General features: G+C 71.9%; 21 protein-coding genes. 13 read left to right on the top strand and 8 right to left on the bottom strand.

What is annotated here, in order from left to right; all coding sequences use genetic code 11:
* Nucleotides 1–109: 109 nt before the first annotated feature.
* Nucleotides 110–1,726, top strand: coding sequence for a sensor histidine kinase (locus BJ986_RS01665; RefSeq protein ID WP_179420423.1), 1,617 nt, complete (start codon nt 110–112; stop codon nt 1,724–1,726).
* Complete coding sequence (locus BJ986_RS01660; protein ID WP_179420422.1) at nt 1,719–2,477, top strand: response regulator; 759 nt, start codon at nt 1,719–1,721, stop codon at nt 2,475–2,477. The genes BJ986_RS01665 and BJ986_RS01660 overlap by 8 nt, the downstream gene beginning before the upstream one ends.
* 47 nt (nt 2,478–2,524) lie before the next feature.
* Here BJ986_RS01660 and BJ986_RS01655 read toward each other — a convergent pair whose 3' ends face one another.
* Nucleotides 2,525–3,469: an aminoglycoside phosphotransferase family protein gene (locus BJ986_RS01655; RefSeq protein ID WP_337794653.1), complete on the bottom strand. Its 945-nt coding sequence runs from the start codon at nt 3,467–3,469 to the stop codon at nt 2,525–2,527.
* Nucleotides 3,466–4,491, bottom strand: coding sequence for a DUF4439 domain-containing protein (locus tag BJ986_RS01650; protein WP_179420421.1), 1,026 nt, complete (start codon nt 4,489–4,491; stop codon nt 3,466–3,468). Before BJ986_RS01650 ends, BJ986_RS01655 begins: the two co-directional genes overlap by 4 nt.
* A gap of 101 nt (nt 4,492–4,592) precedes the next feature.
* On the opposite strand from BJ986_RS01650, the gene rimP reads away from it, so the two are divergent.
* From rimP to BJ986_RS01605, 9 genes are all read left to right on the top strand, one after another.
* Complete coding sequence (gene rimP / locus BJ986_RS01645; protein ID WP_202881158.1) at nt 4,593–5,126, top strand: ribosome maturation factor RimP; 534 nt, start codon at nt 4,593–4,595, stop codon at nt 5,124–5,126.
* A 1-nt stretch (nt 5,127) separates the two neighbouring features.
* On the top strand, nt 5,128–6,219 hold the full coding sequence (gene nusA / locus BJ986_RS01640; RefSeq protein ID WP_179420419.1) for a transcription termination factor NusA: 1,092 nt from the start codon (nt 5,128–5,130) through the stop codon (nt 6,217–6,219).
* A gap of 11 nt (nt 6,220–6,230) precedes the next feature.
* Entirely contained in the window at nt 6,231–6,575 is a 345-nt protein-coding gene (locus BJ986_RS16530) for a YlxR family protein (RefSeq protein WP_337794652.1), read from the top strand.
* A gap of 188 nt (nt 6,576–6,763) precedes the next feature.
* The gene (infB, locus tag BJ986_RS01630; RefSeq protein ID WP_179420417.1) at nt 6,764–9,691 is read left to right on the top strand and encodes a translation initiation factor IF-2; all 2,928 of its coding nucleotides are present in this window, start codon (nt 6,764–6,766) and stop codon (nt 9,689–9,691) included.
* A gap of 89 nt (nt 9,692–9,780) precedes the next feature.
* A complete protein-coding gene (gene rbfA / locus BJ986_RS01625) occupies nt 9,781–10,275 on the top strand; it encodes a 30S ribosome-binding factor RbfA (protein ID WP_179420416.1) in 495 nt (164 codons plus the stop codon).
* Nucleotides 10,262–11,176 carry a tRNA pseudouridine(55) synthase TruB gene (truB, locus tag BJ986_RS01620; protein ID WP_179420415.1) on the top strand — a complete coding sequence of 305 codons (915 nt, stop codon included), beginning with the start codon at nt 10,262–10,264 and terminating at the stop codon, nt 11,174–11,176. The genes rbfA and truB overlap by 14 nt, the downstream gene beginning before the upstream one ends.
* 10 nt (nt 11,177–11,186) lie before the next feature.
* Nucleotides 11,187–12,146, top strand: a complete 960-nt coding sequence (locus BJ986_RS01615; protein WP_179420414.1) for a bifunctional riboflavin kinase/FAD synthetase — start codon at nt 11,187–11,189, stop codon at nt 12,144–12,146.
* Entirely contained in the window at nt 12,146–13,294 is a 1,149-nt protein-coding gene (gene rodA, locus BJ986_RS01610; protein ID WP_179420413.1) for a rod shape-determining protein RodA, read from the top strand. Before BJ986_RS01615 ends, rodA begins: the two co-directional genes overlap by 1 nt.
* A 151-nt stretch (nt 13,295–13,445) precedes the next feature.
* Nucleotides 13,446–15,314: an AMP-dependent synthetase/ligase gene (locus tag BJ986_RS01605; RefSeq protein ID WP_179420412.1), complete on the top strand. Its 1,869-nt coding sequence runs from the start codon at nt 13,446–13,448 to the stop codon at nt 15,312–15,314.
* 14 nt (nt 15,315–15,328) lie between these two features.
* Here the strand turns inward: BJ986_RS01605 and BJ986_RS01600 are convergent, their stop codons facing one another.
* Complete coding sequence (locus BJ986_RS01600) at nt 15,329–15,904, bottom strand: protein-L-isoaspartate O-methyltransferase family protein (protein ID WP_337794651.1); 576 nt, start codon at nt 15,902–15,904, stop codon at nt 15,329–15,331.
* Between the two features lie 124 nt (nt 15,905–16,028).
* Here BJ986_RS01600 and BJ986_RS01595 point away from each other — a divergent pair, with 124 nt between their 5' ends.
* Nucleotides 16,029–17,174: an alpha/beta hydrolase gene (locus BJ986_RS01595; protein WP_179420411.1), complete on the top strand. Its 1,146-nt coding sequence runs from the start codon at nt 16,029–16,031 to the stop codon at nt 17,172–17,174.
* A 45-nt stretch (nt 17,175–17,219) separates the two neighbouring features.
* On the opposite strand, the gene BJ986_RS01590 is transcribed toward BJ986_RS01595, so the two are convergent.
* On the bottom strand, nt 17,220–18,134 hold the full coding sequence (locus BJ986_RS01590) for a GDSL-type esterase/lipase family protein (protein ID WP_179420410.1): 915 nt from the start codon (nt 18,132–18,134) through the stop codon (nt 17,220–17,222).
* A 122-nt stretch (nt 18,135–18,256) separates the two neighbouring features.
* On the opposite strand from BJ986_RS01590, the gene BJ986_RS01585 reads away from it, so the two are divergent.
* Entirely contained in the window at nt 18,257–20,269 is a 2,013-nt protein-coding gene (locus tag BJ986_RS01585; protein WP_179420409.1) for a TIGR03960 family B12-binding radical SAM protein, read from the top strand.
* A gap of 269 nt (nt 20,270–20,538) precedes the next feature.
* Here BJ986_RS01585 and BJ986_RS01580 read toward each other — a convergent pair whose 3' ends face one another.
* The 4 genes from BJ986_RS01580 to BJ986_RS16525 form a co-directional block, all read right to left on the bottom strand.
* Complete coding sequence (locus BJ986_RS01580) at nt 20,539–21,165, bottom strand: hypothetical protein (protein ID WP_179420408.1); 627 nt, start codon at nt 21,163–21,165, stop codon at nt 20,539–20,541.
* 141 nt (nt 21,166–21,306) lie between these two features.
* Nucleotides 21,307–22,674 (bottom strand): transaminase, encoded by a 1,368-nt coding sequence (locus tag BJ986_RS01575; protein ID WP_179420407.1) that lies wholly within the window; start codon nt 22,672–22,674, stop codon nt 21,307–21,309.
* A gap of 64 nt (nt 22,675–22,738) precedes the next feature.
* Nucleotides 22,739–23,656: a TIGR03086 family metal-binding protein gene (locus BJ986_RS01570; protein ID WP_179420406.1), complete on the bottom strand. Its 918-nt coding sequence runs from the start codon at nt 23,654–23,656 to the stop codon at nt 22,739–22,741.
* Nucleotides 23,656–24,633, bottom strand: coding sequence for a phosphotransferase family protein (locus tag BJ986_RS16525; protein WP_179420405.1), 978 nt, complete (start codon nt 24,631–24,633; stop codon nt 23,656–23,658). Before BJ986_RS16525 ends, BJ986_RS01570 begins: the two co-directional genes overlap by 1 nt.
* Nucleotides 24,634–24,658 lie beyond the last annotated feature (25 nt).

Raw genomic sequence — 24,658 nt, 5'->3', positions numbered from 1 at the left:
GGTGGTCTCCAGGGGCTCGGGTCCCGGGCCGAGCCCGGGAGCGGTGAACAAGGACGAGCGTGGGCCCCGCAGTGGCTAGGGTCACGTTTGTGTTCATTGAGTTCCCGGTATGCCGGTGAGCGCACCACGGTGGCTCACCGCGCCGGCGCGCTGGAGCGTGGCGGCGCAGACCTTCGCGCTCCAGGTGCTGGTCGCCCTCCTCGTCGTCGGGGTGGGGACCCTGGCGGCTTATGCGCAGGCGCAGCGGGCCGGCACGCAGGAGGCGACCGCGCGAGCCACCGCCGTCGCCGAGACGGTGGCCAGCACGCCGTCGGTGGTCGCCGGGGTGCGTGGCGGTGCGCCCGGACCGGGCCTGCAGGCGTTCGCCGAGGAGGTCCGCCGCCGGACGCGCACCGACTTCGTCGTCGTGATGAGCCCCGACGGTGTCCGCTACACCCACCCCGACCCCCGCCAGATCGGCGGCCAGTTCATCGGTCACATCGCCGCGGCGCGCGCGGGTGGGACCGTCGTCGAGGACTACACCGGCACGCTCGGCCCGTCCCGCCGCGTCGTCGTGCCGGTCCGGGACGGCGGCGGTTCCGTCGTCGGTCTCGTGGCGGTCGGCATCCGCAAGTCGGCGGTGAGCGAGCGGCTCCGCAGCCAGCTCCCGGCGCTGCTGCTCGCGGGGCTGGCTGCCGCCCTGCTGTCCGGCCTCGGCATGGCGCTGGTCACCCGCCGCATCCGCCGCCAGACACACGGACTGGGAGAGCGACAGCTCCAGGAGATGGTCGAGTACTACGACGCCGTCCTGCACGCCGTGACCGAGGGACTGCTGCTCACCGATCTCGACGGGCGGCTGCGCCTGGCCAACGACGAGGCGGTCAGGCTGCTGGGGCTGCCGCAGGACGCGCGGGGCCGCCCCCTCGCGGAGCTGGGCCTGTCGGCCCCGCTGCTGGCCGCACTGACGGACGGGGAGCCTCGGCAGGACGAGCTGCACGTCACCTCGGCCCGGGTGCTCGTCCTCAACACGGCCAGGGCCCAGTGGCAAGGGCGCGCGCTGGGACTCGTCGCGACGGTGCGCGATCGCACCGACCTCGAGCACCTCACCGGCGAGCTGGACTCGGCCCGGGGGCTCACCGAGGCGCTGCGCTCGCAGGCGCACGAGTCGGCCAACAGGTTGCACGCCATCGTGTCGCTCATCGAGCTCGGGCACCCGGACCGCGCGCTGGCCTTCGCCACCGACGAGCTCCAGGTGTCGCAGCGCCTCACCGACAGCGTGGTCGGCTCGGTCGGCGAACCGGCGCTCACCGCCCTGCTGCTGGGGAAGGCGGCCCAGGCCGGGGAGCGGGGGATCGACTTCCGGATCTCGGATGATGCGGTCTGGCCCCAGGACGTCGCGCCGGTGCGCGACGTGGTGACCATCGTGGGGAACCTCATCGACAACGCCTTCGACGCCGTCACCTCCGCGCCGGGACAACGGCGCGTCGAGGTGTCGTCGCGGATCGAGGACGGCCACGTCGTGCTGAGCGTCGCCGACTCGGGTCCGGGGCTGCCGCCCGACGCCGCCGACGAGGCGTTCCGCCGGGGGTTCTCCACCAAGGAGCAGGGCGGAGCGGGTCGCCGCGGCATCGGGCTCGCCCTCGTGGCCCAGTCCGTGGCGCGCCTCGACGGGTCGTTGGAGGTGGCTGGCCCACCGGGTGCGGAGTTCACGGTGCGGCTGCCGCTGGGGGCGCAGATCCATGCCTGAGGACGACCGTCCGGCCGGACCCGCCCAGCCCGCCGGACCCGCCCAGCCCGCGGGGCCCGCTCAGCCTGCAGTGCTCACCGTGCTCGTCGTCGAGGACGAGCCGGTCGCCCTCGAGGCGCACGCGGCATACGTCGGGCGGGTGCCCGGCTTCGTCGTCGCGGCGACGGCCACCACCAGCCACGAGGCGCTGCGCGCGCTGCAGTCCACCCCGGTCGACGTCGTCCTGCTCGACATGAACCTGCCCGACCGGCACGGCCTCGACGTCATCCGGGCCATGCGCGCCGGAGGGCACCAGGCCGACGTCATCGCGGTGACCTCGGCCCGAGACCTCGACGTCGTCCGCGCCGCGGTGTCACTCGGCGTCGTGCAGTACCTCCTCAAGCCCTTCGTCTTCGCGACCCTGCGCAACCGCCTCGAGGCCTACCGCGCCTACCGCACCCAGCTCGGCGACACCCGGCACCTGTCGACCCAGGCGGAGGTCGACGAGGTCGTCGCCGGGGTGCGCACCAACACCCCGACCGCACTGCCCAAGGGCATGAGCGAGGACCTGTTGGCGCGCGTCACCCGGGCGCTGCGGGACGCCGGCTCCGGCCTGTCCGCGACGGAGCTCGGCGAGGCCAGCGGCGTGAGCCGGGTGACGGCGCGCCGTTATGCCGAACACCTCTGCGACAACCGGCTCGCCATGCGCACCCAGCGGTATGCCGGTGCCGGGCGTCCCGAGGTGGAGTACCGCTGGCTGTCCGGGGTCTGACCGGGATCTGACGGGGATCTGAGCGTCCGGTCGGGATCTGGCGAGGCTCAGCCGTCGAGGGCCTTCAGGAGTGCGACGTTGAAGGAGACCGCGTCACGGTCACCGTCGGCCGCCGCCCACCCGGCCTGGAAGGCCGTGTGCACGAAGGTCCACGCCAGTGCCTCGTCCTCGTCGATGCCCGCGGCCTCGCAGCAGATCTCGAGGCGACGCCGCACGAGGTAGCGGAAGGTGGATCCGGTGCCCAGCTCCTCGACGCGGTTGCGCAGCAACGGCTGGAGCTCGAAACCCGGGTGTCCGGCCATCGCGTGCGGGTCGATCGCCAGCCAGTCGGGCCGACCAGACCCGGGCAGGCTCGCCAGCACGTTCCCGTAGTGCAGGTCGGTGTGGATCAGTGTGGCGTCACAGAGTGGGTCGCAGGAGAGCTCGCGCACCAGCCCGGTGGTGCGCTCGAGCATCCGGCGGGGGAGCGCCCCGTCCGAGCCCTGCAGCCGCGCGAGCTGGTCCCGGGCGAACGACGACAGCGTCGCGAGCCCGTGCGGCGCAGGGACATTCAGCTCCCGGAGCAGCTCGCCGACGACCTGGCAGGCCGTGTCGACCTCGATGTGACCCAGGTCGCGGTCGGCGTCGAGGGCTTCGAGCAGCAGGGCGCCCCGACCGGGGTCGGCGGCGACCAGGCGGACCGCACCGCGCCCCTCCCAGTGACGCAGCACGAGCGGCTCGTCACGGGCCTCGAGGTGCGGCCAGACCAGCTTGAGGGCCAGCCGCTCGCCGTCGCGATCGACCGGGACGACGAGGGAGGTGTGCCCCGTGGCGCCCACCCCCAGTGGCTCCAGCCGCCAGTCGTCGAGGACCTCGGCCAGCAGTCGTGGAAGTCGCGCGGCCCAGTCGGACCCGGACGGCCCCCCGACCGTCCCGTCCTGTGCCGAGAAGCGCTGCAGTGCGGCAGTGAACTGCTCGGGGACCAGTGGTGCGACGTCGCCGGGACGGGTCACGTGAGGCCGGGGAAGGCCGACAGCGGGACGCCCCACCGGGACGCCAGGACCTCCGTGTCGGCCAGCCACTGGACGAGCGCGCCCAGGGGACCGGTGTCGCCGCCGGTGGAGCCCAGGTCCCGGGCGACGGACGCGCGCAGCTCGGTGAGCACCTGGACGGCGAGCTTGCGGGCGGCCGCGGGGGTCGTCACCGGGAACGGCAGGGGATAACCGAGGGCGGGTGGTCCGGCAGAGGCGCCGGCCAGTGACTCCTGGTCCTGCGCGCGCGCCTCCAGCGTGGCGAGGGTGGCCAGCGCCTGCGCGTGCTGGGCACCACTGGGCGACTGTGCGGCGACGACCTGGAACGCGTAGACCGCGGCCCGGGTGCTCTCGAGGTAGGACGCCGCCAGGGAGGTGGCCGACCAGTTGGACCCCGGCCACGGGGCGGGAGCGCCCAGCAGGGCGGCCGCCGCTGACCGCTGGGCCAGGACGCTGCCGACGAGGGGGATGGCGGCCGTGGGCACCTTCGCGAGCGAGGAGATGGCCGTCGGCCCCAGGTCGCTGGCCTCCTCGGCACCCAGGCCCTTCGGCCCGTGGAGCGCGGAGGCCGTGCCGGCCGCCCCAGTCGCCTTCGATCCTGTCGACGCCGCGGTCGACGTCCCCGTCGGTCGGGTGGACGAGCGGGCGGCGGCGTCCAGCGCGGTGGCAGGGACGCCCAGCCTCAACAGCTCGGTCTCCAGCACGACCACCTGCCGGCGGTGCAGGGCGGCCAGCCGGGCCGGCACGCTGGTCGCCGGGCCGCGCAGGGACGCCGCGCGGATGGCCAGGTCCTCACTGTGCCGCCACAGGGCGAGCAGGAACGACTCACTCGGCACCGGTGGGCGCTTCGGGATGAGTGGAAGCTGCGGGGCGTTGTCCTCGAGCCGGATCCCACAGGCGGCGAGCGAGCCCGCCGTCACCGCGCCCAGTCCCAGACCCAGGCCCAGGGTGAGCACGCGGCGCCGGGAGGGGCACGCCGGCATACGGGTGTCGTCCTGGGGCATGGGCCGATCATGGCATGCCCGCGGGTGCGGGCATGCGTGCCACTGACGCCGCCGATAGAGTGACTGGTGCACGGCCACCAAACTTCAGAGAGGACGAGTCAGTGAGCGTCAAGGAACAGATTCGTCCCGCCGTCGAGGGCCCGTTGCGTGACCTCGGCCTGCTGGTCGAAGACGTCGCCGTGACCCCTGCCGGCAAGCGCCGCCTCGTCCGTCTGTGGATCGACCGCATCCTCGACACGACCGGGGACACGACGTCCACCACGCCCCCGCTGACCCTCGACGAGGTCGCCGACGCCACCCGAGCCGTCAGCGATGCCCTCGACGAGACGGGGGCGATGGGCGAGCAGCCGTACACCCTCGAGGTCGGGTCGCCGGGCATCGACCGCCCGCTCACCGAGCCTCGCCACTTCCGGCGCAACGTCTCCCGGCTGGTCACCATCACCCCGCTCGACGGTCCTGCTGTCACCGGCCGCATCACTGCGGCAGGTGAGACCGGTGTGACCCTGGAGGTGCCCGGGGTCAAGCAGGCGCCCGCCCAGTCCGTGGACCTGGCGTATGCCGACGTGTCCAGGGCTGTGGTGCAGGTCGAGTTCTCCAGGGCAGCCGGCGACGACGACAACTCTGAGGAGAACTGACATGGACATCGACCTGGCTGCACTGAGGGCGCTGGAGCGCGAGCGCGACATCTCCCTCGACATCCTCATCCCCGCGATCGAGCAGGCCCTCCTCGTGGCCTACCACCGCACCGACGGGGCCTACCGCTCGGCGCGGGTGGAGCTCGACCGCAAGACCGGGCACGTCGTCGTCTGGGCCAGGGAGGAGCTCGAGCAGCCCCAGCCCGAGCGCGGCGCGGAGGCCGACGAGGACGCCGACACCGGCGCCCCGTCCGTTCCCGCCGAGCGCGCACCCCGCGAGTACGGGCCGGAGTTCGACGACACCCCCACCGGCTTCGGCCGGATCGCCGCCTCCACCGCGCGCCAGGTCATCGTGCAGCGGCTGCGCGACCTCGAGGACGACGCGATCATGGGCGACTTCAAGGGCCGCGAGGGAGACGTCGTGGCCGGCATCATCCAGCAGAGCCCGGACCCGCGTGTCGTGACCGTCGACTTCGGCACCGTCGAGGGCATCCTGCCGCTGGCCGAGCAGGTGCCGGGGGAGAAGTACGTCCACGGCGAGCGGTTGCGCTGCTTCGTGGTCTCGGTGCGGCGTGGACCCAAGGGGCCCCAGATCGGCCTGTCCCGCACCCACCCCAACCTGGTGCGCAAGCTGTTCGCCCTCGAGGTGCCCGAGATCGCCGACGGTTCGGTCGAGATCGCCGCGCTCGCGCGGGAGGCCGGCCACCGCACCAAGATCGCGGTCCACTCCAAGGTGGCCGGTCTCAACGCCAAGGGCGCCTGCATCGGGCCGATGGGGGCGCGCGTCCGCGCCGTCATGACCGAGCTGCACGGGGAGAAGATCGACATCGTCGACTACTCCGAGGACCCTCGCACCTTCGTGGCGGCGGCCCTGTCGCCGTCACGCGTCCAGTCGGTGGAGATCGTCGACCCGACCCTGCGCTCCGCGCGGGTGATCGTGCCCGACTACCAGCTGTCGCTGGCCATCGGCAAGGAGGGCCAGAACGCCCGACTGGCCGCGAAGCTGACCGGCTGGCGCATCGACATCCGCCCCGACACTGCCCCCGTCGGGGCGTCGACCGCTGATGCGGATGACGCGTCCGATCGGCAGTAGGGGCTAGACTGGTGGTGACCGACCGGACTGGACTCCGGCCAGCGGCATCGAGCACGACCCTCCACACCCCGCACGGGCAACCGACCCGGACGTGTGTGGGATGCCGCCGGACGGATAGCTGGTCGGCACTCCTGCGAGTGGTCGCGGAGACGGACGAGACCGGAGCGATCCGGCTGACTCCTGACCTGCGGCGTTGCCTGCCGGGGCGCGGCGCTTGGCTGCACCCCACGGGCGACTGTCTTGAGCAGGCCCTGCGCCGCCGGGCGTTCGGTCGCGCGCTGCGTGTCAGCGCCGCGCCTGATCCGGCGGCGGTCACGGCATACGTCGAGGGCCTGGGCACGACCACGAGCACCTAAGCCCCTCACCTGAGGGGACCGTCCACCTCCAGGGGACCAACTGGCCCCGTGGAACCGGCTATGTCCATCGAACCGAGATTGGGTTTGACGCTGATGAGCATTCGATGAGAACTCAGCAATGAGCTGCCCCCAGCTTTAACGACGGTCCGCGCCTGTCACCTGACACACGGACCAGGAACAGGAGAAACGTGGCCAAGGTCCGTGTAAGCGCGCTCGCCAAAGAGCTCGGCACCGACAGCAAGACGCTGATCGCCCACCTCAACAGCATTGGCGAGTACGTCAAGACCGCCAGCTCGACCATTGAGGCACCCGTCGTCCGCAAGGCGACCGAGACATTCCCCGAGGACCTCAAGAAGGCTCCCGCCAAGAAGGCTGCAGCGAAGCCGGCCGGTCCGGCTGCTCCCGCTGCTCCCGCCGCCGCGGCCCCCGCTGCTGCGGCTCCGGCTGCTGCGGCTCCGGCTGCTGCCCCCTCGAGCCCGGCTCCGGCCGCGCCCGCCGCAGCTGCGCCCTCGGCTGCCGAGACCGTGGCGGCTCCGGCCGCCGCTGCCCAGGCGAGCCCGGCCCCGCAGGCTCCCGCAGCCCCGCAGGCTCCGGCCGCGCGAGCCGACGTCCAGGCCGCCCGTGACGGCGACCAGGCCGGTCCGGCGACACCCGCGTCCCCGCGTCCCGGCAGCGCCCCGCGCCCGGCCGGTGCAGCTCCGGGCGCCCCGCGTCCCGGCGCGCCGCGCCCGGGCAACAACCCGTTCGCGCCCAGCCAGGGCATGCGCACCGGCCGTGAGGGTGGGCCCCGCGAGGGCGCACCGCGCGAGGGTGCGCCTCGGGAGGGTGCGGGCCGCGACGCTGCCCGTCCGGGCAACAACCCCTTCGCGCCCAGCCAGGGTATGCCGCGTCCCCAGAGCCGTCCCGGTGCTGCCGGTCCGCGGCCCGGTGGCACGGCGGGCCCCGGTGGCCCGCGTCCCGGCGGACCCCGCCCCAGCCCCGGCATGATGCCCGACCGCAGCGCGGTCGGCCGTCCCGGTGACCGTCCCGCCCGCGGCGGCGCCCGTGGACCCGGTGGCCCCGGTGGTGCCGGTGGTCGTGGCCCGGGTGGGCCCGGTGGCCCCGGTGGCCCCGCCGGTGGCGGCGGATTCGCCGGTCGTCCCGGTGGTGGTGGCTTCCGTGGTGGCGCCGGTCGCGGCTCGACCGCAGGTGCCTTCGGGCGCGGCGGTGGCCGTCCCGTGCGTGGTCGCAAGTCCAAGCGCGCGAAGCGCCAGGAGTTCGAGCAGATGCAGGCCCCGTCGCTGGGTGGCGTCAGTGTGCCCCGCGGCAACGGCGACACCCTCATCCGGGTGCGTCGCGGCTCGTCCCTGAGCGACTTCGCCGACAAGATCAACGCCAACCCCGGCGCCCTCGTGACGGTGCTGTTCCACCTCGGCGAGATGGCCACGGCCACCCAGTCGCTAGACGAGGACACCTTCAAGCTGCTCGGTGCCGAGCTCGGCTACAACATCGAGGTCGTCTCCCCCGAAGAGGAGGAGAAGGAGCTCTTCGACGCCTTCAACATCGACCTGGAGACGGGTATCGAGGGTGAGGACGACGAGGACCTGCAGCCGCGGCCGCCGGTCGTGACAGTCATGGGCCACGTCGACCACGGAAAGACCCGCCTGCTCGACGCGATCCGCAACGAGGACGTCGCCGGTGGCGAGTCCGGTGGGATCACCCAGCACATCGGTGCCTACCAGGTGCACAAGATGCACGAGGGCGTCGACCGTCCGATCACCTTCATCGACACCCCGGGTCACGAGGCCTTCACGGCCATGCGTGCCCGCGGTGCCAAGGTGACCGACATCGCGATCCTCGTGGTCGCGGCCGACGACGGCGTCATGCCGCAGACCATCGAGGCGCTCAACCACGCCCAGGCTGCGGACGTGCCGATCGTCGTGGCGGTCAACAAGATCGACGTCGAGGGTGCGAACCCGTCCAAGGTGCGCCAGCAGCTCACCGAGTACAACCTCGTCGCCGAGGAGTACGGCGGCGAGACGATGTTCGTCGACGTGTCGGCCAAGGCCGGCCAGAACATCGACGCCCTCCTCGAGGCCGTCCTGCTCACCGCCGACGCCGCGCTCGACCTGCGCGCCAACGCCGACCGCGACGCCCGCGGTGTCGCGATCGAGGCCAACCTCGACCGTGGCCGTGGCGCCACGGCCACGGTGCTGGTCCAGGCCGGCACCCTGCACGTCGGGGACGCGATCGTCACGGGTTCGGCCTACGGCCGCGTCCGCGCGATGCTGGACGAGCACGGCAACAACCTCACCGAGGCGGGTCCGTCCCGTCCCGTGCAGGTGCTCGGCCTGTCCTCCGTGCCGCGTGCCGGTGACACCTTCGTGGTGGCCCCGGACGACCGCACGGCCCGTCAGATCGCCGAGCGTCGCGAAGCCGCGGACCGTCAGGCCTCGCTGGCCAAGGCCCGCAAGCGCATCTCGCTCGAGGACCTCACCGAGGCCCTCGCAGCAGGCAAGGTCGAGACCCTCAACCTCATCCTCAAGGGTGACGTGTCCGGTTCCGTCGAAGCCCTCGAGGACGCGCTGCTGCAGATCGACGTGGGCGACGAGGTCGACCTGCGGATCATCGACCGCGGCGTCGGTGCGATCACGATGAACAACATCAACCTCGCGATGGCCTCGAACGCCGTGATCATCGGGTTCAACGTGCGCGCGGAGGGTCAGAACGCCGACTACGCCGAGCGCGAGGGTGTCGAGATCCGCTACTACTCGGTGATCTACCAGGCCATCGAGGAGATCGAGGCGGCCCTCAAGGGCATGCTCAAGCCGGAGTTCGAGGAGGTGGAGCTCGGTACCGCCGAGATCCGCGAGATCTTCCGCTCCAGCAAGTTCGGCAACATCGCCGGTTCCATCGTGCGCAGCGGCGAGATCAAGCGCGGCACCCGGGCACGGATCACCCGCAACGGGGTGGTCATCTCCGAGAACGTCGAGATCGCCGGACTGCGCCGGTTCAAGGATGACGTTACCGAGGTCCGCGAGGGCTTCGAGTGCGGCATCAACCTGGGGTCCTACAACGACCTCCAGATCGGCGACCTCATCGCCACCTACGAAATGCGCGAGAAGCCCCGCGCCTGACGTATGCCGTGTGGGTCGGGGGCGGCCGCTGGTCGCCCCCGACTTCGCCTGAGAGCCTCATCCTCACCGAACCCACCAAGGAGTCCCGCATGGCTGACGCCGGACGCGCCCGCAAGATCGCCGACCGCATCAAGACCCTCATCGCCGCGAACGTCGTGTCGATCGTCAAGGACCCGGACCTCGGTTTCATCACCATCACCGACGTCCGCGTGACGGGCGACCTCCAGCACGCGTCGGTCTTCTACACGGTCTTCGGTGACGAGACCCAGCGTGAGAAGACGGCCGCCCTGCTGGAGAAGAACAAGGGCCGTCTGAGGTCGTTCGTGGGCCAGCAGATCCAGATCCGGCTCACCCCGAGCCTCGACTTCTTCGCCGACGCGATCCCCGAGACCGCGGCGCACATGGAAGACCTCCTGCGCGAGGCCAAGGAGCGCGACGAGGCCGTGGCGGCTGCGGCCGCCGGTGCGACCTACGCCGGCGACGCCGACCCCTACCGCAAGCCCGAGCCCGACGAGGACGCCGAGTCCGACGAGGACGTCGAGCCCGCCGGCATCGAGGACACCGGCGCGGATGCCCGCGCCTGACGGCCTCCTGGTCGTCGACAAGCCGGCCGGCTGGACCAGCCACGACGTCGTCGGCCGGGCCCGTCGGCTCTGTGCCACCCGCAAGGTGGGCCACGCCGGGACCCTCGACCCGATGGCCACCGGGGTGCTCGTCCTCGGCATCGGCAGGGCCACCCGGCTGCTGACCTTCCTGGTCGGCTGCGACAAGGACTACACCGCGACCATCAGGCTGGGCCAGGCCACCCTCACGGACGACGCCGAAGGGGAGGTGACCTCGTCCGCGGCCGCCGACGCCGTCACCCCGGGACAGCTCGAGGCGGCCGTCCGACGGCTGACCGGTGACCTCCAGCAGGTGCCGAGCTCGGTGTCGGCCATCAAGGTCAAGGGCGAGCGCTCCTACCACCGGGTGCGCTCGGGCCAGGACGTCGACCTGCCCGCACGGCCGGTGACGGTGAGCCGCTTCGACATCCTGGCGACCCGCCCCGGTGAGGTGGCCGGCATACCCGTGCTCGACGTGGACGTCGAGGTGACGGTGAGCTCCGGCACCTACGTCCGGGCGCTCGCCCGCGACCTGGGGGCCTACCTCGGCGTCGGGGGCCACCTGACCGCGCTGCGCCGCACCCGGGTCGGGGCGTTCACGCTCGACCGGGCCCACGGCCTCCACGCCCTGGGCAGGATCGAGGACCCCGAGCAGATCCCGGTCACCCTGCTGGCCGATGCCGCCCGAGCCCAGTTCGCCGTGCGCGAGCTCACCGATCGCGAGACCACCGCGGTGGGCTACGGGCAGCGGGTCGACTCCGCCGAGCCGGGCCGCACCGAGCCCGTCGCGGCCTTCGCCCCGGACGGCCGCCTGGTCGCGGTGCTCGACGAGTCCGGCCGACAGGCCAGGGCGCACGTCGTGTTTGCCCCGGCTGGTTCGTAGAGTGTCCTCCGTGCACCGTTGGACCGATCCCGCCCAGACCCCCGAGGGGCTCCGGCCCTCCGTCGCCACCTTCGGCAACTTCGACGGGGTCCACCTCGGCCACCGGGCGGTGTTGGCGCGGCTGGTCGAGGAGGCCAGCGCGCGTGGCCTGCCGAGTGTGGCCGTCACCTTCGACCCGCACCCGGCGACGATCTTCCACCCCGAGACCCTCGAGCTCATCGCGCCCGGCCGGCTGCGGGACGACCTGCTCGCGACGACCGGCATCGACGGCCTGCTCGTGCTCGAGTTCACCCAGGACTTCGCGCAGCAGACGGCGCAGGAGTTCATCGTCCGCACCTTCGTCGAGACGCTCGGGGTGAGCGCGATCGTGGTCGGTGAGGACGCGCGCGGGTTCGGCCGGGGCTACACCGGTGACGTCTCCACGCTCGCTGCGCTCGGGGAGGAGCACGGCTTCGACGTGATCGTCCTGGACGACCTCGGCAACGGCGAGCGGTGGTCGTCCTCGGCGGTCCGCCGCCACCTTGCCGCCGGCGACGTGGCAGCCGCCGCGGCGATCCTCGGGCGCCCGCACCGGATGACCGGCACGGTCGTCCACGGCGCCCACCGGGGTCGCGAGCTGGGCTACCCCACCGCCAACCTCGCCGCCGACTCGCTCGGACTCGTCCCAGCCGACGGCGTGTATGCCGGGTGGCTCACCCGGGTGGCCAAGCCCGCCGAGGACCCCGAGCGCACCCTGCCGGCGGCGATCTCGGTGGGCACCAACCCCACCTTCGACGGGACGGTGCGGACCGTGGAGGCCTACGTGCTCGACCGCACCGACCTCGACCTCTACGACGAGGAGGTCACGCTCGAGTTCGTCGAGCACATCCGTCCCACGCTGCGGTTCGACTCCATCGACGAGCTGCTCTCGGCCATGGCCGGGGACATCGAGAAGTGCCGGCAGGTCCTCGCCTCGATCGTCCCGTCCTGATGACCAGGTCCCGCCCCGGCGGGACCTGGTCCAGGGCGAGCGGCGGCGCGGCGCTGTGGGGCCGCAGCGACTGGGGGCTCGTCGTGGCGGCCCTGGGGCTCTCCCTGGTCGGGGCACTGCTCGTCTGGTCGGCGACCCGGCACCAGGCGGGGTCGGCCTACCTGGTCCGGCACCTCTTCAACACGGTCCTGGGGGTCGCGCTCGCCGCGGCTGTGACCAGGACGGGCTACCAGCTGCTGCGAGCGCTGGCGCCGCTGCTCTACCTCGTGTCGGTCGCGGGGCTGGTGCTGGTGCTCACGCCGGTCGGCTCGACCGTGAACGGGTCGCACTCCTGGATCCTGCTGCCCGGGGGTTTCTCGGTGCAGCCGTCGGAGTTCGCCAAGGTCGCCCTGTGCCTGGGCCTTGCGATCATCCTGGGGGAGCGGATCGACCGACAGGCCGAGCCCGACGTCCGTGACCTGCTGCTGGCGGTCGTCGTCGCCGCCGTTCCCATCGGGCTCGTGATGCTCCAACCCGATCTGGGGTCCGCCACCGTGCTCGGCGCGCTGGCCTTCGGCGTGATCGCGGTCGCGGGCACCCCCAAGCGCTACCTGGCCGCGGCCACCGCCTTCGTGGTGGCCGGGGTCGTCGTCGCGCTCACCACGCCCGTCCTGAGCGCCTACCAGCGTGACCGGCTGACAGCCTTCGCCAACCCGCAGGCGGACCCTCAGGGCATCGGATACCAGACCCGTCAGGTGCGCATCGCGATCGGCTCCGGGGGCTGGCAGGGGCAGGGACTGTTCGAGGGGAGACAGACCCAGGGCGGGTTCATCCCCTACCAGCAGACCGACTTCGTGTTCTCGGTGGCGGGGGAGGAGCTCGGGTTCCTCGGTGCCGCGGGCCTGCTGGTGCTGCTGGGGTTCGTCGTGCTTCGCGCCGTGCTCGTCGCGGCCCGGGCCCAGGACGCCTTCGGCCGCTTGATGGCCTCGGGTGTCGCCGTCTGGTTCCTGTTCCAGGTCTTCGAGAACGTCGGCATGAACCTGGGGATCACCCCCGTCACGGGACTGCCGCTGCCGTTCCTGTCCTACGGCGGCTCCTCGATGTTCGCGTGTTGGCTGGCGGTCGGCCTGGTCAACAACGCCCACGTGGCGGCGGCGGGTCGGCGCTGACCCCCCGGGCAGCACACCTGCAAACTCTTTGGCCACAATCGCGGAGGATCCCTCCCGTGGGCCGCCGGTGCATGGCACTATCCCGGCAAGCCCCTGTCGCACGCACACCGCTGTCAGCACCGCACTGCTGTCACCGAGCCGAGGACGGTCCATGTCGACTCACGCACCCCAGGCCATCGCCACCAGAGCCGCCGCCTCGAACGAGCGGGTCAACACCGCCGTCCTGGAGCAGCGCGCCGCCACCGTCGCCCACCTGTTCCGTGACCGGGTCGCCACGACGCCGCAGGCGGAGGCGTTCCGCTTCGCCGAGGACGGGGCCTGGTCGTCGGTGACCTGGACGCAGGTGCGCGAGCGCGCCTACCGCCTCGCGGCCGGCCTGATCGCCCTGGGCGTGCGGCCCGAGGACCGGGTGGCCATCGCGTCGTCGACGCGGTACGAGTGGGCCCTGAGCGACCTGGCCGTGATGTGTGCCGGGGGCGCGACCACGACCATCTACCCGACGACGATCGCCCCGGACGTGGCGTACATCCTGGCCAACTCGGGCAGTGTCGTCGTGTTCGCCGAGGACGACGACCAGGTGGGCAAGCTGTGGGAGCGGCGGGTCGACCTGCCCGAGATCACCCGCGTGGTGACCATCGACGGGACGTCCGACGGCGACTGGGTGATCAGCCTCGACGAGCTCGAGCAGATGGGCGCCGAGCTGCTGACGACGAACTCCTCGGCGGTCGACGACCGGATCGACGCCCTCACCAAGGACCAGCTCGCCACCATCATCTACACGTCCGGCACCACCGGGCGCCCCAAGGGCGTCCGGCTCAGCCACGACGCCTGGGTCTACGAGGCCGCGGCAGTCGACTCGATCGGGATCCTCAACCCCCGCGACCTGCAGTACCTCTGGCTGCCGCTGGCGCACGTCTTCGGCAAGGTGCTGCTGACGCTGCCACTGCAGGTGGGCTTCCCGACCGCGATCGACGGTCGCGTCGACAAGATCGTGGACAACCTGGCCGTCGTGCAGCCGACGTTCATGGGGGCGGCGCCGCGCATCTTCGAGAAGGCCTACGCGCGGATCACGACCACCGTCGCCACCGAGGGTGGCGTGAAGGCCAAGCTCTTCGGGTGGGCTACGGGTGTGGGCGCCAAGGTCGCCGACCTGCGCGCCAGGGGCGAGGAGCCCACCGGCCTGCTGGCCCGTCAGCACGCCGTCGCCGACAGCCTGGTGCTGCACAAGGTGCGCGAGCGTTTCGGCGGCCGGATCCGCTTCTTCATCTCCGGCTCCGCGGCGCTCAACAAGGACATCGCGACGTGGTTCGACTCCGTCGGCCTGGTCATCCTCGAGGGCTACGGCCTGACCGAGACCAGTGCCGCGTCGTTCGTCAACCGCCCGGCCAGCAACGTGATCGGCACGGTCGGCTGGGCGCTGCCCGGCACGGAGGTCCGGATCGCGGAGGACGGTGAGGTGCTCCTGCGCGGGCCCGGGGTCATGGAGGGCTACCACGACAAGCCCGAGGACACCGCGGAGGCCAAGGACCCCGACGGCTGGCTGCACACCGGTGACATCGGCACCCTCGACGCCAATGGCTACCTCACGATCACCGACCGCAAGAAGGACTTCTTCAAGACGTCCGGAGGCAAGTACGTCGGGCCGTCCCTCATCGAGTCGACCTTCAAGGGGCTGTGCCCGTACGTCAGCCAGTTCATGGTCTACGGGGCCGACCACAACTTCGTGACGGCGCTGGTCACCCTCGACGCCGACGCGATCAAGGAGTGGGCCGCCGTGCACGGCGTCACCGGCGACTACCGCGCGATCGTCACCTCCCCGGCGGTGCGGGACATGGTGCAGGTGTACATCGACAACCTCAACGTCACCCTCAACCGCTGGGAGCAGATCAAGAAGTTCACGATCCTCGACCACGACCTCACGATCGAGGACGGCGACCTCACCCCCAGCCTCAAGCTGCGCCGCAAGGCCGTGAGCGAGAAGTACCAGGCGACCCTCGACGCGCTCTACGACACCCAGTAGACCGCGCGGAAGGGCTAGTCGGTCACGAGGGGCACGAAGCGGTACCAGCCGTGCTCCTCGACCGTCGGCCCGTCGTCGCGTGCCACCACCCTCAGCATCCGTCCCGCGACGGGGATGACGAGGACCCCGCGCGGTGCCAGCTGCCGAACGAGCTCGGCGGGTAGGGTCCGCGCTTGGGCCGACACCAGGATGCGGTCGAACGGACCGTGTGCCGCGTGCCCGAGCACCCCTGGCACCGCCGCCTCGACGTGGGCCCACGGCATACCCCTCGATGCGAGGTTGGCGGCCCCGAAGGTCACCAGGGCGGGGACCCGCTCGATGCCCGTCACCCCGCCTGTCGGGCCGGTCAGGTGTGCGAGCAGGGCCGTGGACCAGCCCGACCCCGAGCCGACGTCGAGGATGCGGTCGCCGGGCTGGACGTCGAGCAGCTCGAGCATCTGGCGGACGGTCGTCGGCTGGCTGTTGGTCTGCCCGTGACCGATCGGGAGCGGCGCGTCGCGCTCGCTGTGGGGTCGCTGGTCCAGCGGCAGGAAGGCCAGACGGGGCACAGCCTGCATCGCCTCAGCCACTCGTTCGGCCGTGCTCGGCACCCTGCCAGTATCGCCGCAGGGGTCGGTCAGGGACCCACCGCCCGGCTATCAGCCTGCTCTCAACAGCCATGACGCATGCTTGGAGGGGGTGGCCCCGTCGTGGGCCCGTTTCGAGGAGAGTTCAATGCCGTTGCTGGGTTGGCCGCTGTTGGCCACGCTGGGGATGGCGACCGTGCTCTGCACCGTCCTTGCCCTGGTGCTGTGGTCCCGGGTGCGGGGTCCGGCGCCGCTGCGGGTGGCCCAGCGGGTCGCCCTGGTCGTGACGGGGCAGGTCACCGCGGTGCTGCTGGTTGCCGCCGCCCTGAACAACTACGGCTACTTCTACGGGACGTGGTCCGACCTGGTCAGCACCCCGACCGTGGCCGTCCCCGTGGCCCACACCAGCGTCCCCGCCCCGGTGCCGGACCACGCAGGGCTGCCGTTGTCGCTCACCCAGGACGCGTCGCTGTCGGGCCTGGACACCTGGTCGCCCCCGTCGCAGTGGGCGAGGCGGGGTCGGGTGGAGTCGACGAGGCTCACCGGAGCCCACAGCGGGCTGTCCGAGCCCGCCCTCGTGTACCTGCCGCCGCAGTACTTCCAGCCGGCATACGCCCGGTCGGTGTTCCCGGGGGTCGAGGTGCTGACGGGGTATCCCGGCGCAACGCGGGCGCTCGTGTCACGGTTCAAGTACCCCGATGTGCTGCTGTCGGAGATCGCTGCCCACCGGGCGCGCCCGATGGTCCTGGTCATGCTGCGACCGACCGTGGCGCCGCCACGGGACACCGAGTGCACCGACGTCCCGGCCGGGCCCCAGACGCTGACCTACCTCGGTGAGGACGTCCCCAGGACGGTGTCCAGGGCCCTGCGTGTCGCCCCGGTGGGCTGGGGCGCGATCGGTGACTCGACGGGTGGCTACTGCGCCACCAAGCTCCTGCTGACCCACGCGTCCGTCTTCACGACGGGGGCGGCCCTTTCCGGCTACTACCACACCATCAAGGACGGGACGACCGGCGATCTCTGGGGTGGGTCGCCGGTGGTGCGCGACCTGAATGACCCGGTCTGGCTGCTGCGCCACCAGCCTCCGCCCCCCGTCTCGCTGTTCGCGACCATCGGTTCCGGTGAGCACGGTCCCACCGGGATCCGTGACACCCGCCGGTTCGTCTCCCTGGTCCACGCCCCGATGTCCGTGACCAGCGTGGTCGTCCCCGGTGGGGGACACAACTTCGCGACGTGGTCGGCGCTGATGCCACGGGCCCTGGACTTCCTGTCCGACCACCTGCGGACCACCTGACCCACGGCCGCCCTGGCTCGATGGTCCGGTGCCGGGGTGGCGCCCTCAGCGGGGGGTCGCGTCGAGCAGGGCGCGGGCGATCACGTCGTGACCTGCCGCGTTCGGGTGGTCGCCGTCGTCGGCCAGCAGCGGGGTGGGGTTGCGGGTGCCGTCAGCGCTCAGGAACGGCACATAGAGGTCGACGCAGATGTCCCCGAAGGACTGTGCGGCCGCACAGATCGCCTGGTTGGCGGCCATGGTCACGCCGTGGCTCCAGTCGGCGAACCCCGACCCGCGCTGCTGGTCCGCGACGTCCCCGTCCTCGAACACGTTCCAGTAGGTCGTCACCTCGACCCGCTGGCCGGGGTGGCCGAGAGCCTTGATGCGCGCGAGGTCGGGAGCGAGCCTGCTCGCCATCGCAGCCACCGCCGGCCCCTGGCAGGCTGCGTCACACCCTCCGCTGTCCCACTGGTCCTCGAGGGCGCTCAGGTCGTTGGCGCCGATGGTCACGAGAACCGTGTCGGCGGCCGCCACCGCGGCAGAGGGTGCCGGCTCGCTCAGCTGCTGGGCCAGCGACGCGGTCGTCAGGCCCGGTACCCCGAGGTTCGTCGTCGTGACGGGGCGTCCGTCGCGGGCCGCGAGCATCGTGCCGTAGCGCTCCACGAACGATGCGCATGCACAGTTCGACCCGGCCGTGACCGAGTCGCCGAGACCGACCACCGAGAGCGGGGCCGGGGCGGACGACCTCGCGACTCGGGATGAGGCCGACGGGCTGCTCGGTCTCGCCGGGGAGGCATCCGACGCCGAACTGACCGGGTCGGGCGGCCTGACCCCGCCGAGCGTCGCCGCGAGGGCCACCCCCGCGGTCAGGACGCTCACCGCGAGGGCGACCGTCGAGGCCGTCCGCCTGGCTCGGTGCCTGGCGGACGTGCGGACCATCGGCTCGGGGGCTCCGTCCCGCGGTGGGTGGTGTCGGGGCACCCGCCGGATGCTAGGGGGCGCTGCTGTGAGAAACGTGAGAAGTCCGACCCTCGGCCGGGGCCCCGCGCCCTGACCGGCTCGTTTTCGGCGCCCGAGGCTGCCGCCGTTACCCTTGTACCACCATGACCCAGACCCCCGGTGCCTCCGTCTTCCCGCTGCTCGAGCCCCTTCTCGAGCAGGTCAGCAAGCCCATCCAGTACGTCGGGGGCGAGCTGAACTCGACGGTGAAGGACTGGAACTGCGGCGGTCACGGCCCCGGCGGCGAGGAGCTGACCACCCGCTGGGCCCTGATGTACCCCGACGCCTACGAGGTGGGTGTGCCCAACCAGGGCGTCATGATCCTCTACGAAGTGCTCAACGAGCAGCCCGATGCCCTGGCCGAGCGCACGTATGCCGTGTGGCCCGACCTCGAGGCCCTGATGCGTGAGCACGCGGTGCCCCAGTTCACCGTCGACGCCCACCGCTCGCTGCGTGACTTCGACGTCGTGGGGATGTCGTTCTCCACCGAGCTCGGCTACACCAACATGCTCACCGCACTGGACCTCGCCGGCATACCCCTGCATGCCACGGACCGCACCGACGACGACCCGATCGTCGTCGCGGGCGGCCACGCCGCCTTCAACCCCGAGCCCATCGCCGACTTCGTCGACGCCGCCATCGTGGGCGACGGCGAGGAGGCCGTGCTCGCGGTCACCGACCACATCGGCGCGTGGAAGGCGCAGGGTATGCCGGGTGGCCGGCGCGAGCTGCTGCTGCGCCTGGCGCGCACCGGCGGGGTGTACGTGCCGTCGCTCTACGACGTGTCCTACCTGCCGGACGGGCGGATCCAGCGCGTCGCTCCCCAGGCGGACGCCCACGGAGTGCCGTGGCGGGTCTCGAAGCACACCGTGATGGACCTCGATGCGTGGCCCTACCCCAAGCAGCCGCTGGTCCCGCTGGCCGAGTCGGTGCACGAGCGGATGTCGGTCGAGATCTTCCGTGGCTGCACCCGTGGTTGCCGGTTCTGCCAGGCCGGCATGATCACCCGTCCCGTGCGGGAGCGCTCGATCACCGGCATCGGCGAGATGGTCGAGCGCGGGCTCGCGGCCACCGGGTTCGAGGAGGTCGGCCTGCTGTCGCTGTCGTCCGCCGACCACTCCGAGATCGCCGACATCGCCAAGGGACTGGCCGACCGCTACGAGGGGACCCAGACGGGGCTGTCGCTGCCCTCGACGCGGGTCGACGCCTTCAACATCGACCTCGCGAACGAGCTCACCCGCAACGGTCGCCGTTCCGGCCTGACCTTCGCCCCCGAGGGCGGCAGCGAACGCATCCGCAAGGTCATCAACAAGATGGTGTCCGAGGACGACCTCATCAACACCGTGGCCGCGGCCTACGGGGCCGGCTGGCGCCAGGTGAAGCTCTACTTCATGTGCGGCCTGCCGACGGAGACGGACGAGGACGTGCTCCAGATCGCCGAGCTCGCCAAGAAGGTCATCGAGACCGGCCGCCAGGTCAGTGGTCGACGGGACATCCGCTGCACCGTCTCGATCGGTGGGTTCGTGCCCAAGCCGCACACGCCCTTCCAGTGGTGCGGCCAGCTCGGGGCCGAGGAGACCGATGCCCGGCTGGCCAAGCTCCGCGAGGCGATCCGGTCCGACCGCCGCTACGGCTCCTCCATCGGGTTTCGCTACCACGACGGCAAGCCCGGCATCGTCGAGGGACTGCTGTCGCGGGGAGACCGGCGGGTCGGCCGCGTCATCGAGCAGGTCTGGCGTGACGGCGGGAGGTTCGACGGCTGGAGCGAGCACTTCTCGTTCGACCGGTGGATGCAGGCCGCGGACGTGGCCCTGGCGCAGGAACCCGTCGACGTCGCCTGGTACACCACGCGCGAACGAGGCGAGACCGAGGTGCTCCCGTGGGACCACATCGACTCCGGGCTCGACAAGGAGTGGCTGTGGGCCGACTGGCAGGACGCGCTCGACGAGACCGAGGTCGACGACTGCCGCTGGACCCCGTGCTTCGACTGCGGCGTCTGCCCCCAGATGGGCACCGACATCGAGGTCGGCCCGACGGGCAAGACGCTGCTGCCGCTGACGGTCCTCGGTGCGGGTCGGGACGCGATGCTGGCAAGCAGCGCACCGCACTCGCACTGACCCAGCGTTCCCGCGGCATACCACGCTGAGAGTCCGCTGAGTGCCCCCAGGGAACTCACATGAAACGGGTGACAGTTGTCATGGGGGCCGTCGCTGTCGCCGTTGTCCAATGAGTGCAGCGGTCGTTTCCTCCTGACCGCACCCGGTCGCGGACCCCTTCTCCGCACCGGACCCCGGGAAGCTCGTGCGGAGAGCCACCGGATCTGGCGCCGCCCGCGCCCAGGCCCAAGGCCGGGACGCGGGCGGCGCACTCATCTCCGTGCGGGTCGTCAGCTCATCGCCATCCCGGCGGCCGGTGCGCTGGCGAACCAGGGACGGTGCAGGTCGAGGTAGCGCATGTCCCTCACCTGGGCCATCTCCTGCTCGAACTCACCACGCTGCGGGTCGGGCATCTCGAGCTGCTCACCCTTGCGCGCCTCGGCCTCGCTGCGGAACGAGATGGTCTCGGTGAACCAGCCGTCCTCGTCGATGGCGACCGTGCCGCCGATGATCTCGGGCCGCTGCTCGTGGAGCATGTCCATCGGCTGCTCCATGAAGTGCCGGAACCGCTCCGGGTCCTCGAGCCGGCCCTGGATGACCTGGACGAACCCGGCATCGTCGGATCCGCCGTCGAGGAACATCATGGAGTTGTCGCAGTCGTGGAAGGTCACGTCACCGTCGAAGCACTGCTCCATGCGGCTCCACCACTCGCCCTGCTCGGGTCTGGTCGAGTTCCTGGCCGCTGCCTCGCGGCTCTCGAACCGCACGATCCCCACGAACTCGTTGTCGTCGGTGATCCCGTAGGTCCCGCCGAGCCAGCCCTGGGCCCGTGGCGCCTGGGTCTCGCGCCACTCGTCGGTGAGCCGGTGCATCTCGTCGGCGTCGCGACACCTTCCCTGGATGATCTGGATGAACACCTCAACCCTCCGCTCTGTTGCAGGGGCCGCTTCCTGCTGAAGTGGTCCACCTGTCGAAGTTACGCCGGGGGCGGGGCGACGTCACCGGACATACCGGGCCGTGCGCCGAGCGGTCGCCCGCCCGGCGCGGCCCGGGGGTGTTCACGCGTAGAGCGCTCCGACGACCTCGCGGAAGGTGGCGGTGTGCAGGTCGACGTCGGCCCGGCTGGTCTCGGGGCACATCAGGGCCATGTTGTGGAACGGCGTCATGAGGATGCCGCGGTTGCACAGGGCGAGGTGGAGGTAGGCGTCCAGGACGTCGTCGGCCGCCGCTGCCGACTCCTCACCGCTGCGGGGGGCCGGGCGCGCGAAGCGGTACTCGGCGCGCGCGCCCAGCTGGCTTACCGACCAGGGGACCTCGAACTCGTCGAGGGTGGCCTGGACCCCTGCCGTGAAGGTCGTCGCCAGCTCGGTCATGTGGCTGAACGCGGGCTCCGTGAGCACCTCGCCGAGGGTCGCGCGCATGGCCGCCGTCGAGAGCGCGTTGCCGGCCAGCGTCCCTCCCACGCCTCCGACGTCGACGATGTCTGCGTCCCCGGCGTCGGTGTGGCGGGTGATCGCGTCGGCGACCTCGCGGGAGATGCCGTACGCGCCGCAGGGGATGCCGCCACCGATGGACTTGCCGATGACGAAGATGTCCGGCTCCAGTGCCCACTCGCGGGTCGCGCCGCCCCACCCGGCCGAGAACGTGTGCGTCTCGTCGATCATCAGCAGGGCGCCGTGACGGGTGGCGAGCTCGCGCAGACCGGACAGGAACCCCTCGTCCGGGAGCACGATCCCGATGTTGGTCAGGGCGGGCTCGGTCAGGATCGCTGCGACGTCGCCGTGCGCCAGGGCCGCCTCGACGGAGGCGAGGTCGTTCCACGTCGCGACGCGGGTCGTGACCGCGAGGTCGACCGGGGGAGCGACGTTGCCGGGACGGCTCTGGGCCTTGCCGTCGGGGCCGGGCAGCGCGAACGCCTCGTCCACGGAGCCGTGGTAGCAGTACGCGAACACCAGCACCTTGGGTCGGCCGGTGGCCAGCCGCGCCAGCCGGATCGCCCAGCGGTTGGCATCGGTCGCGGACAGCGTGAAGCTCCACAACGGCATACCGAAGCGGCGCTCCAGCTCGGCACCCACCCACTGGGCGTCCGCGGTCGGCAGCATCGTCGTGATCCCGCCGAGGTCGCCGGCCCGGCCCTGCACGGCGGCAACCGTGGCGGCGGGGGAGTGGCCTGCCATCGCGCCGGTGTCGCCGAGGGCGAAGTCGACGTAGGTGTGGCCGTCCACGTCGGTGACCCGGTTGCCGGTGGCGCGGTCGAGGTAGAGCGGGAAGCCGCCGGACCACATGTTCATCCAGGTCATCGGCACCCGGCCGAAGAGGTTGCCGGCCTCCTCGAACAGGGCGCGGCTGCGGGGGTGGTTGTCGGTGTAGGCGGCCTGCTCACGGTCCAGGAGCATGGTGAGCCGGGCGCGATCGATGGAGGGCATGCGCCCACGCTAGGACCCCGGCCGAGCCGGTCGCAGGCAAGTGCGGAATCCGTTGCGGCGCTTGTCAGCCCTTGACGTAGGAGAGCTTCTCGCTGATCAGCCCGTCCCGGAAGCGGATGACGTCGACCCCGCGGACGTGGCCGCGTCCGCCGTCCGGCTCGGTCCAGCCGTAGGACCAGCGGAACAGCGCGCGGTCGCCCGCCACGACCTGCTCCTCCGTCGTGAACAGCGGGTCGGTCGTGTCGGCGAACATCTGGGCCCAGACGCTGCGGACGGCATCCTTTCCCTCGTGGCGGACGCCGTCGGGCGCCGAACCGGTGGCCTCGAACACGCAGTCCGGGGTCATCTCGAGCATGATCGCATCCAGGTCGCCGTTGCCGAAGGCACGCAGGAACCGCGCTGCGCAGGCATGGTTGGGTCCCCACTCCGAGTCCCGTCCGAAGGAGGCGAGCAGGTCGCTCTGGCCCCCGCCGTGGGAGAGGCCCCTGGGTGCGACGGCCCCGGCGCCGCGGTAGGCCTCCTCGCGCTCGGCGAACCAGCCGGCCACGGCCGCCACGAGCGCCGGGTCCAGCCGCCGGTCGGTCCCGGTCGCCGCCGACAGGTCCCAGGCGTGGACGAGATGGTCGGACGCGAGCTGCCACACGTACTCGGACACGTCGGTGTCGCCGAAGGACAGCGGCACCGTGCCACCGCGGGGCAGTCGTTCGGCCACGGACGTGGTCGCCGCCTTCGCCGCGTCGATGGACCGGGCTACCGGCTCGTCGCCGAGCAGGTCCCCGTCGAGGCGCGAACCGACCTCCTCGATGGTGCTGCCGCCCATGAGCTCAGCGGTCCACAAGTCCTCGGACGTCACGTGGTTGACGAGGTCGCGCACGCTCCACTCGCTGCAGGGCGTGGGAGCGTCCCACTGGTCGTCCCGGACGGCGACGACGACGTCCGCCCAGTGCTCCAGGGTGCGGTGGTACAGCGTGTTGAGGTCCATCAGATCGCTCCGCTCTGCAGTGCCGTTCGGGTTGCCTGCACCCACCAGTCGAGGTCCGCGCGCTCCCGGGCCCGGACCACCGGGTCGGGGTGCTCCACCGCGTCGAGGGCCTTGTTCCACCCCAGCCAGACCATGGCGGACAGGAGCCCGAGGTGCATGGTCTGGTCGTCGCAGGCCGGCCCGGCCGCCGCGCGGTACCAGCCCAGCAGGTCCTCCCTCGTCGCATCCACGACGGAGGAGCACCCGGCGACGAACCTGGCCACGTCGAGGGTGCCGGGTCCTTGCGTCGCCATCGCCCAGTCGATGAGGACGAGGTCATCGCCCTCGAAGGCCATGTTGACCGTGGCGAGGTCACCGTGCGCCAGCGTCGTCGGCGCCCGCCGCAGGGCGGCGACCAAGGGTGCGGGCTCGTCGAGCAGGGCGAGCACGGGGCCGGCTACATCGGCCGGGACGGCGTCCGCGAACAGCTCCCACCCCCGCAGGGCCAGCCGCATCAGGTCGACGTCGGCGACGGCCGCCTCCCGGATGCGCCGGGGCGTGAACAGCGTCACGACGAGGTCCAGGGGTGCCAGGCCGGGTGGCGGATGGCAGAGGAACGAGCGGTGCAGCGAGGCGATCGCCGTCATCGTCCGTGCGGCTCGGTCGGCCGACAGCCTGTCGTCCCAGGACAGGACGCGGTCACCCAGGTCGCGAAGCACGAGCACGGTGCAGTCGCCCTCCACCCAGCCGTCCACGACCGCGTGACCGATCCCCGCCGGCAACCGGTCGAAGACCCCGTCGCGCCACAGCAGGAACTCCCGGGACGGGCCGCCGCCCGTCAGGGCGAGGGTCACGTCGTGCTGCGGATCGACCCGCTTGACCACCAGCGCACGGCCGTCCCGGAGCCGGACCCGCTCGAGTCCGGCCCCCGACTTGCCCACGTGGTCGGAGACCACCGTGCGTTCCACGACGTCGCGCAGGACGTCTCCCGCCGCCACGAGTCCACGGTGGCACGGTCTGCTC

The sequence above is a fragment of the Pedococcus badiiscoriae genome (assembly GCF_013408925.1).
Classification (GTDB): Bacteria; Actinomycetota; Actinomycetes; order Actinomycetales; family Dermatophilaceae; genus Pedococcus; species Pedococcus badiiscoriae.
This window is presented reverse-complemented; position numbering and strand designations above follow the sequence as displayed.

Excerpts from the sequence above, each read along its gene's own strand:
- BJ986_RS01665 (WP_179420423.1), top strand. The coding sequence starts at position 110 with ATGCCGGTGAGCGCACCACGGTGGCTCACCGCGCCGGCGCGCTGGAGC.
- BJ986_RS01660 (WP_179420422.1), top strand. The coding sequence starts at position 1,719 with ATGCCTGAGGACGACCGTCCGGCCGGACCCGCCCAGCCCGCCGGACCC.
- BJ986_RS01650 (WP_179420421.1), bottom strand. The coding sequence starts at position 4,491 with ATGCCCCAGGACGACACCCGTATGCCGGCGTGCCCCTCCCGGCGCCGC.
- nusA (WP_179420419.1), top strand. The coding sequence starts at position 5,128 with ATGGACATCGACCTGGCTGCACTGAGGGCGCTGGAGCGCGAGCGCGAC.
- rbfA (WP_179420416.1), top strand. The coding sequence starts at position 9,781 with ATGGCTGACGCCGGACGCGCCCGCAAGATCGCCGACCGCATCAAGACC.
- truB (WP_179420415.1), top strand. The coding sequence starts at position 10,262 with ATGCCCGCGCCTGACGGCCTCCTGGTCGTCGACAAGCCGGCCGGCTGG.
- rodA (WP_179420413.1), top strand. The coding sequence starts at position 12,146 with ATGACCAGGTCCCGCCCCGGCGGGACCTGGTCCAGGGCGAGCGGCGGC.
- BJ986_RS01605 (WP_179420412.1), top strand. The coding sequence starts at position 13,446 with ATGTCGACTCACGCACCCCAGGCCATCGCCACCAGAGCCGCCGCCTCG.
- BJ986_RS01595 (WP_179420411.1), top strand. The coding sequence starts at position 16,029 with ATGCCGTTGCTGGGTTGGCCGCTGTTGGCCACGCTGGGGATGGCGACC.
- BJ986_RS01585 (WP_179420409.1), top strand. The coding sequence starts at position 18,257 with ATGACCCAGACCCCCGGTGCCTCCGTCTTCCCGCTGCTCGAGCCCCTT.
- BJ986_RS01575 (WP_179420407.1), bottom strand. The coding sequence starts at position 22,674 with ATGCCCTCCATCGATCGCGCCCGGCTCACCATGCTCCTGGACCGTGAG.
- BJ986_RS01570 (WP_179420406.1), bottom strand. The coding sequence starts at position 23,656 with ATGGACCTCAACACGCTGTACCACCGCACCCTGGAGCACTGGGCGGAC.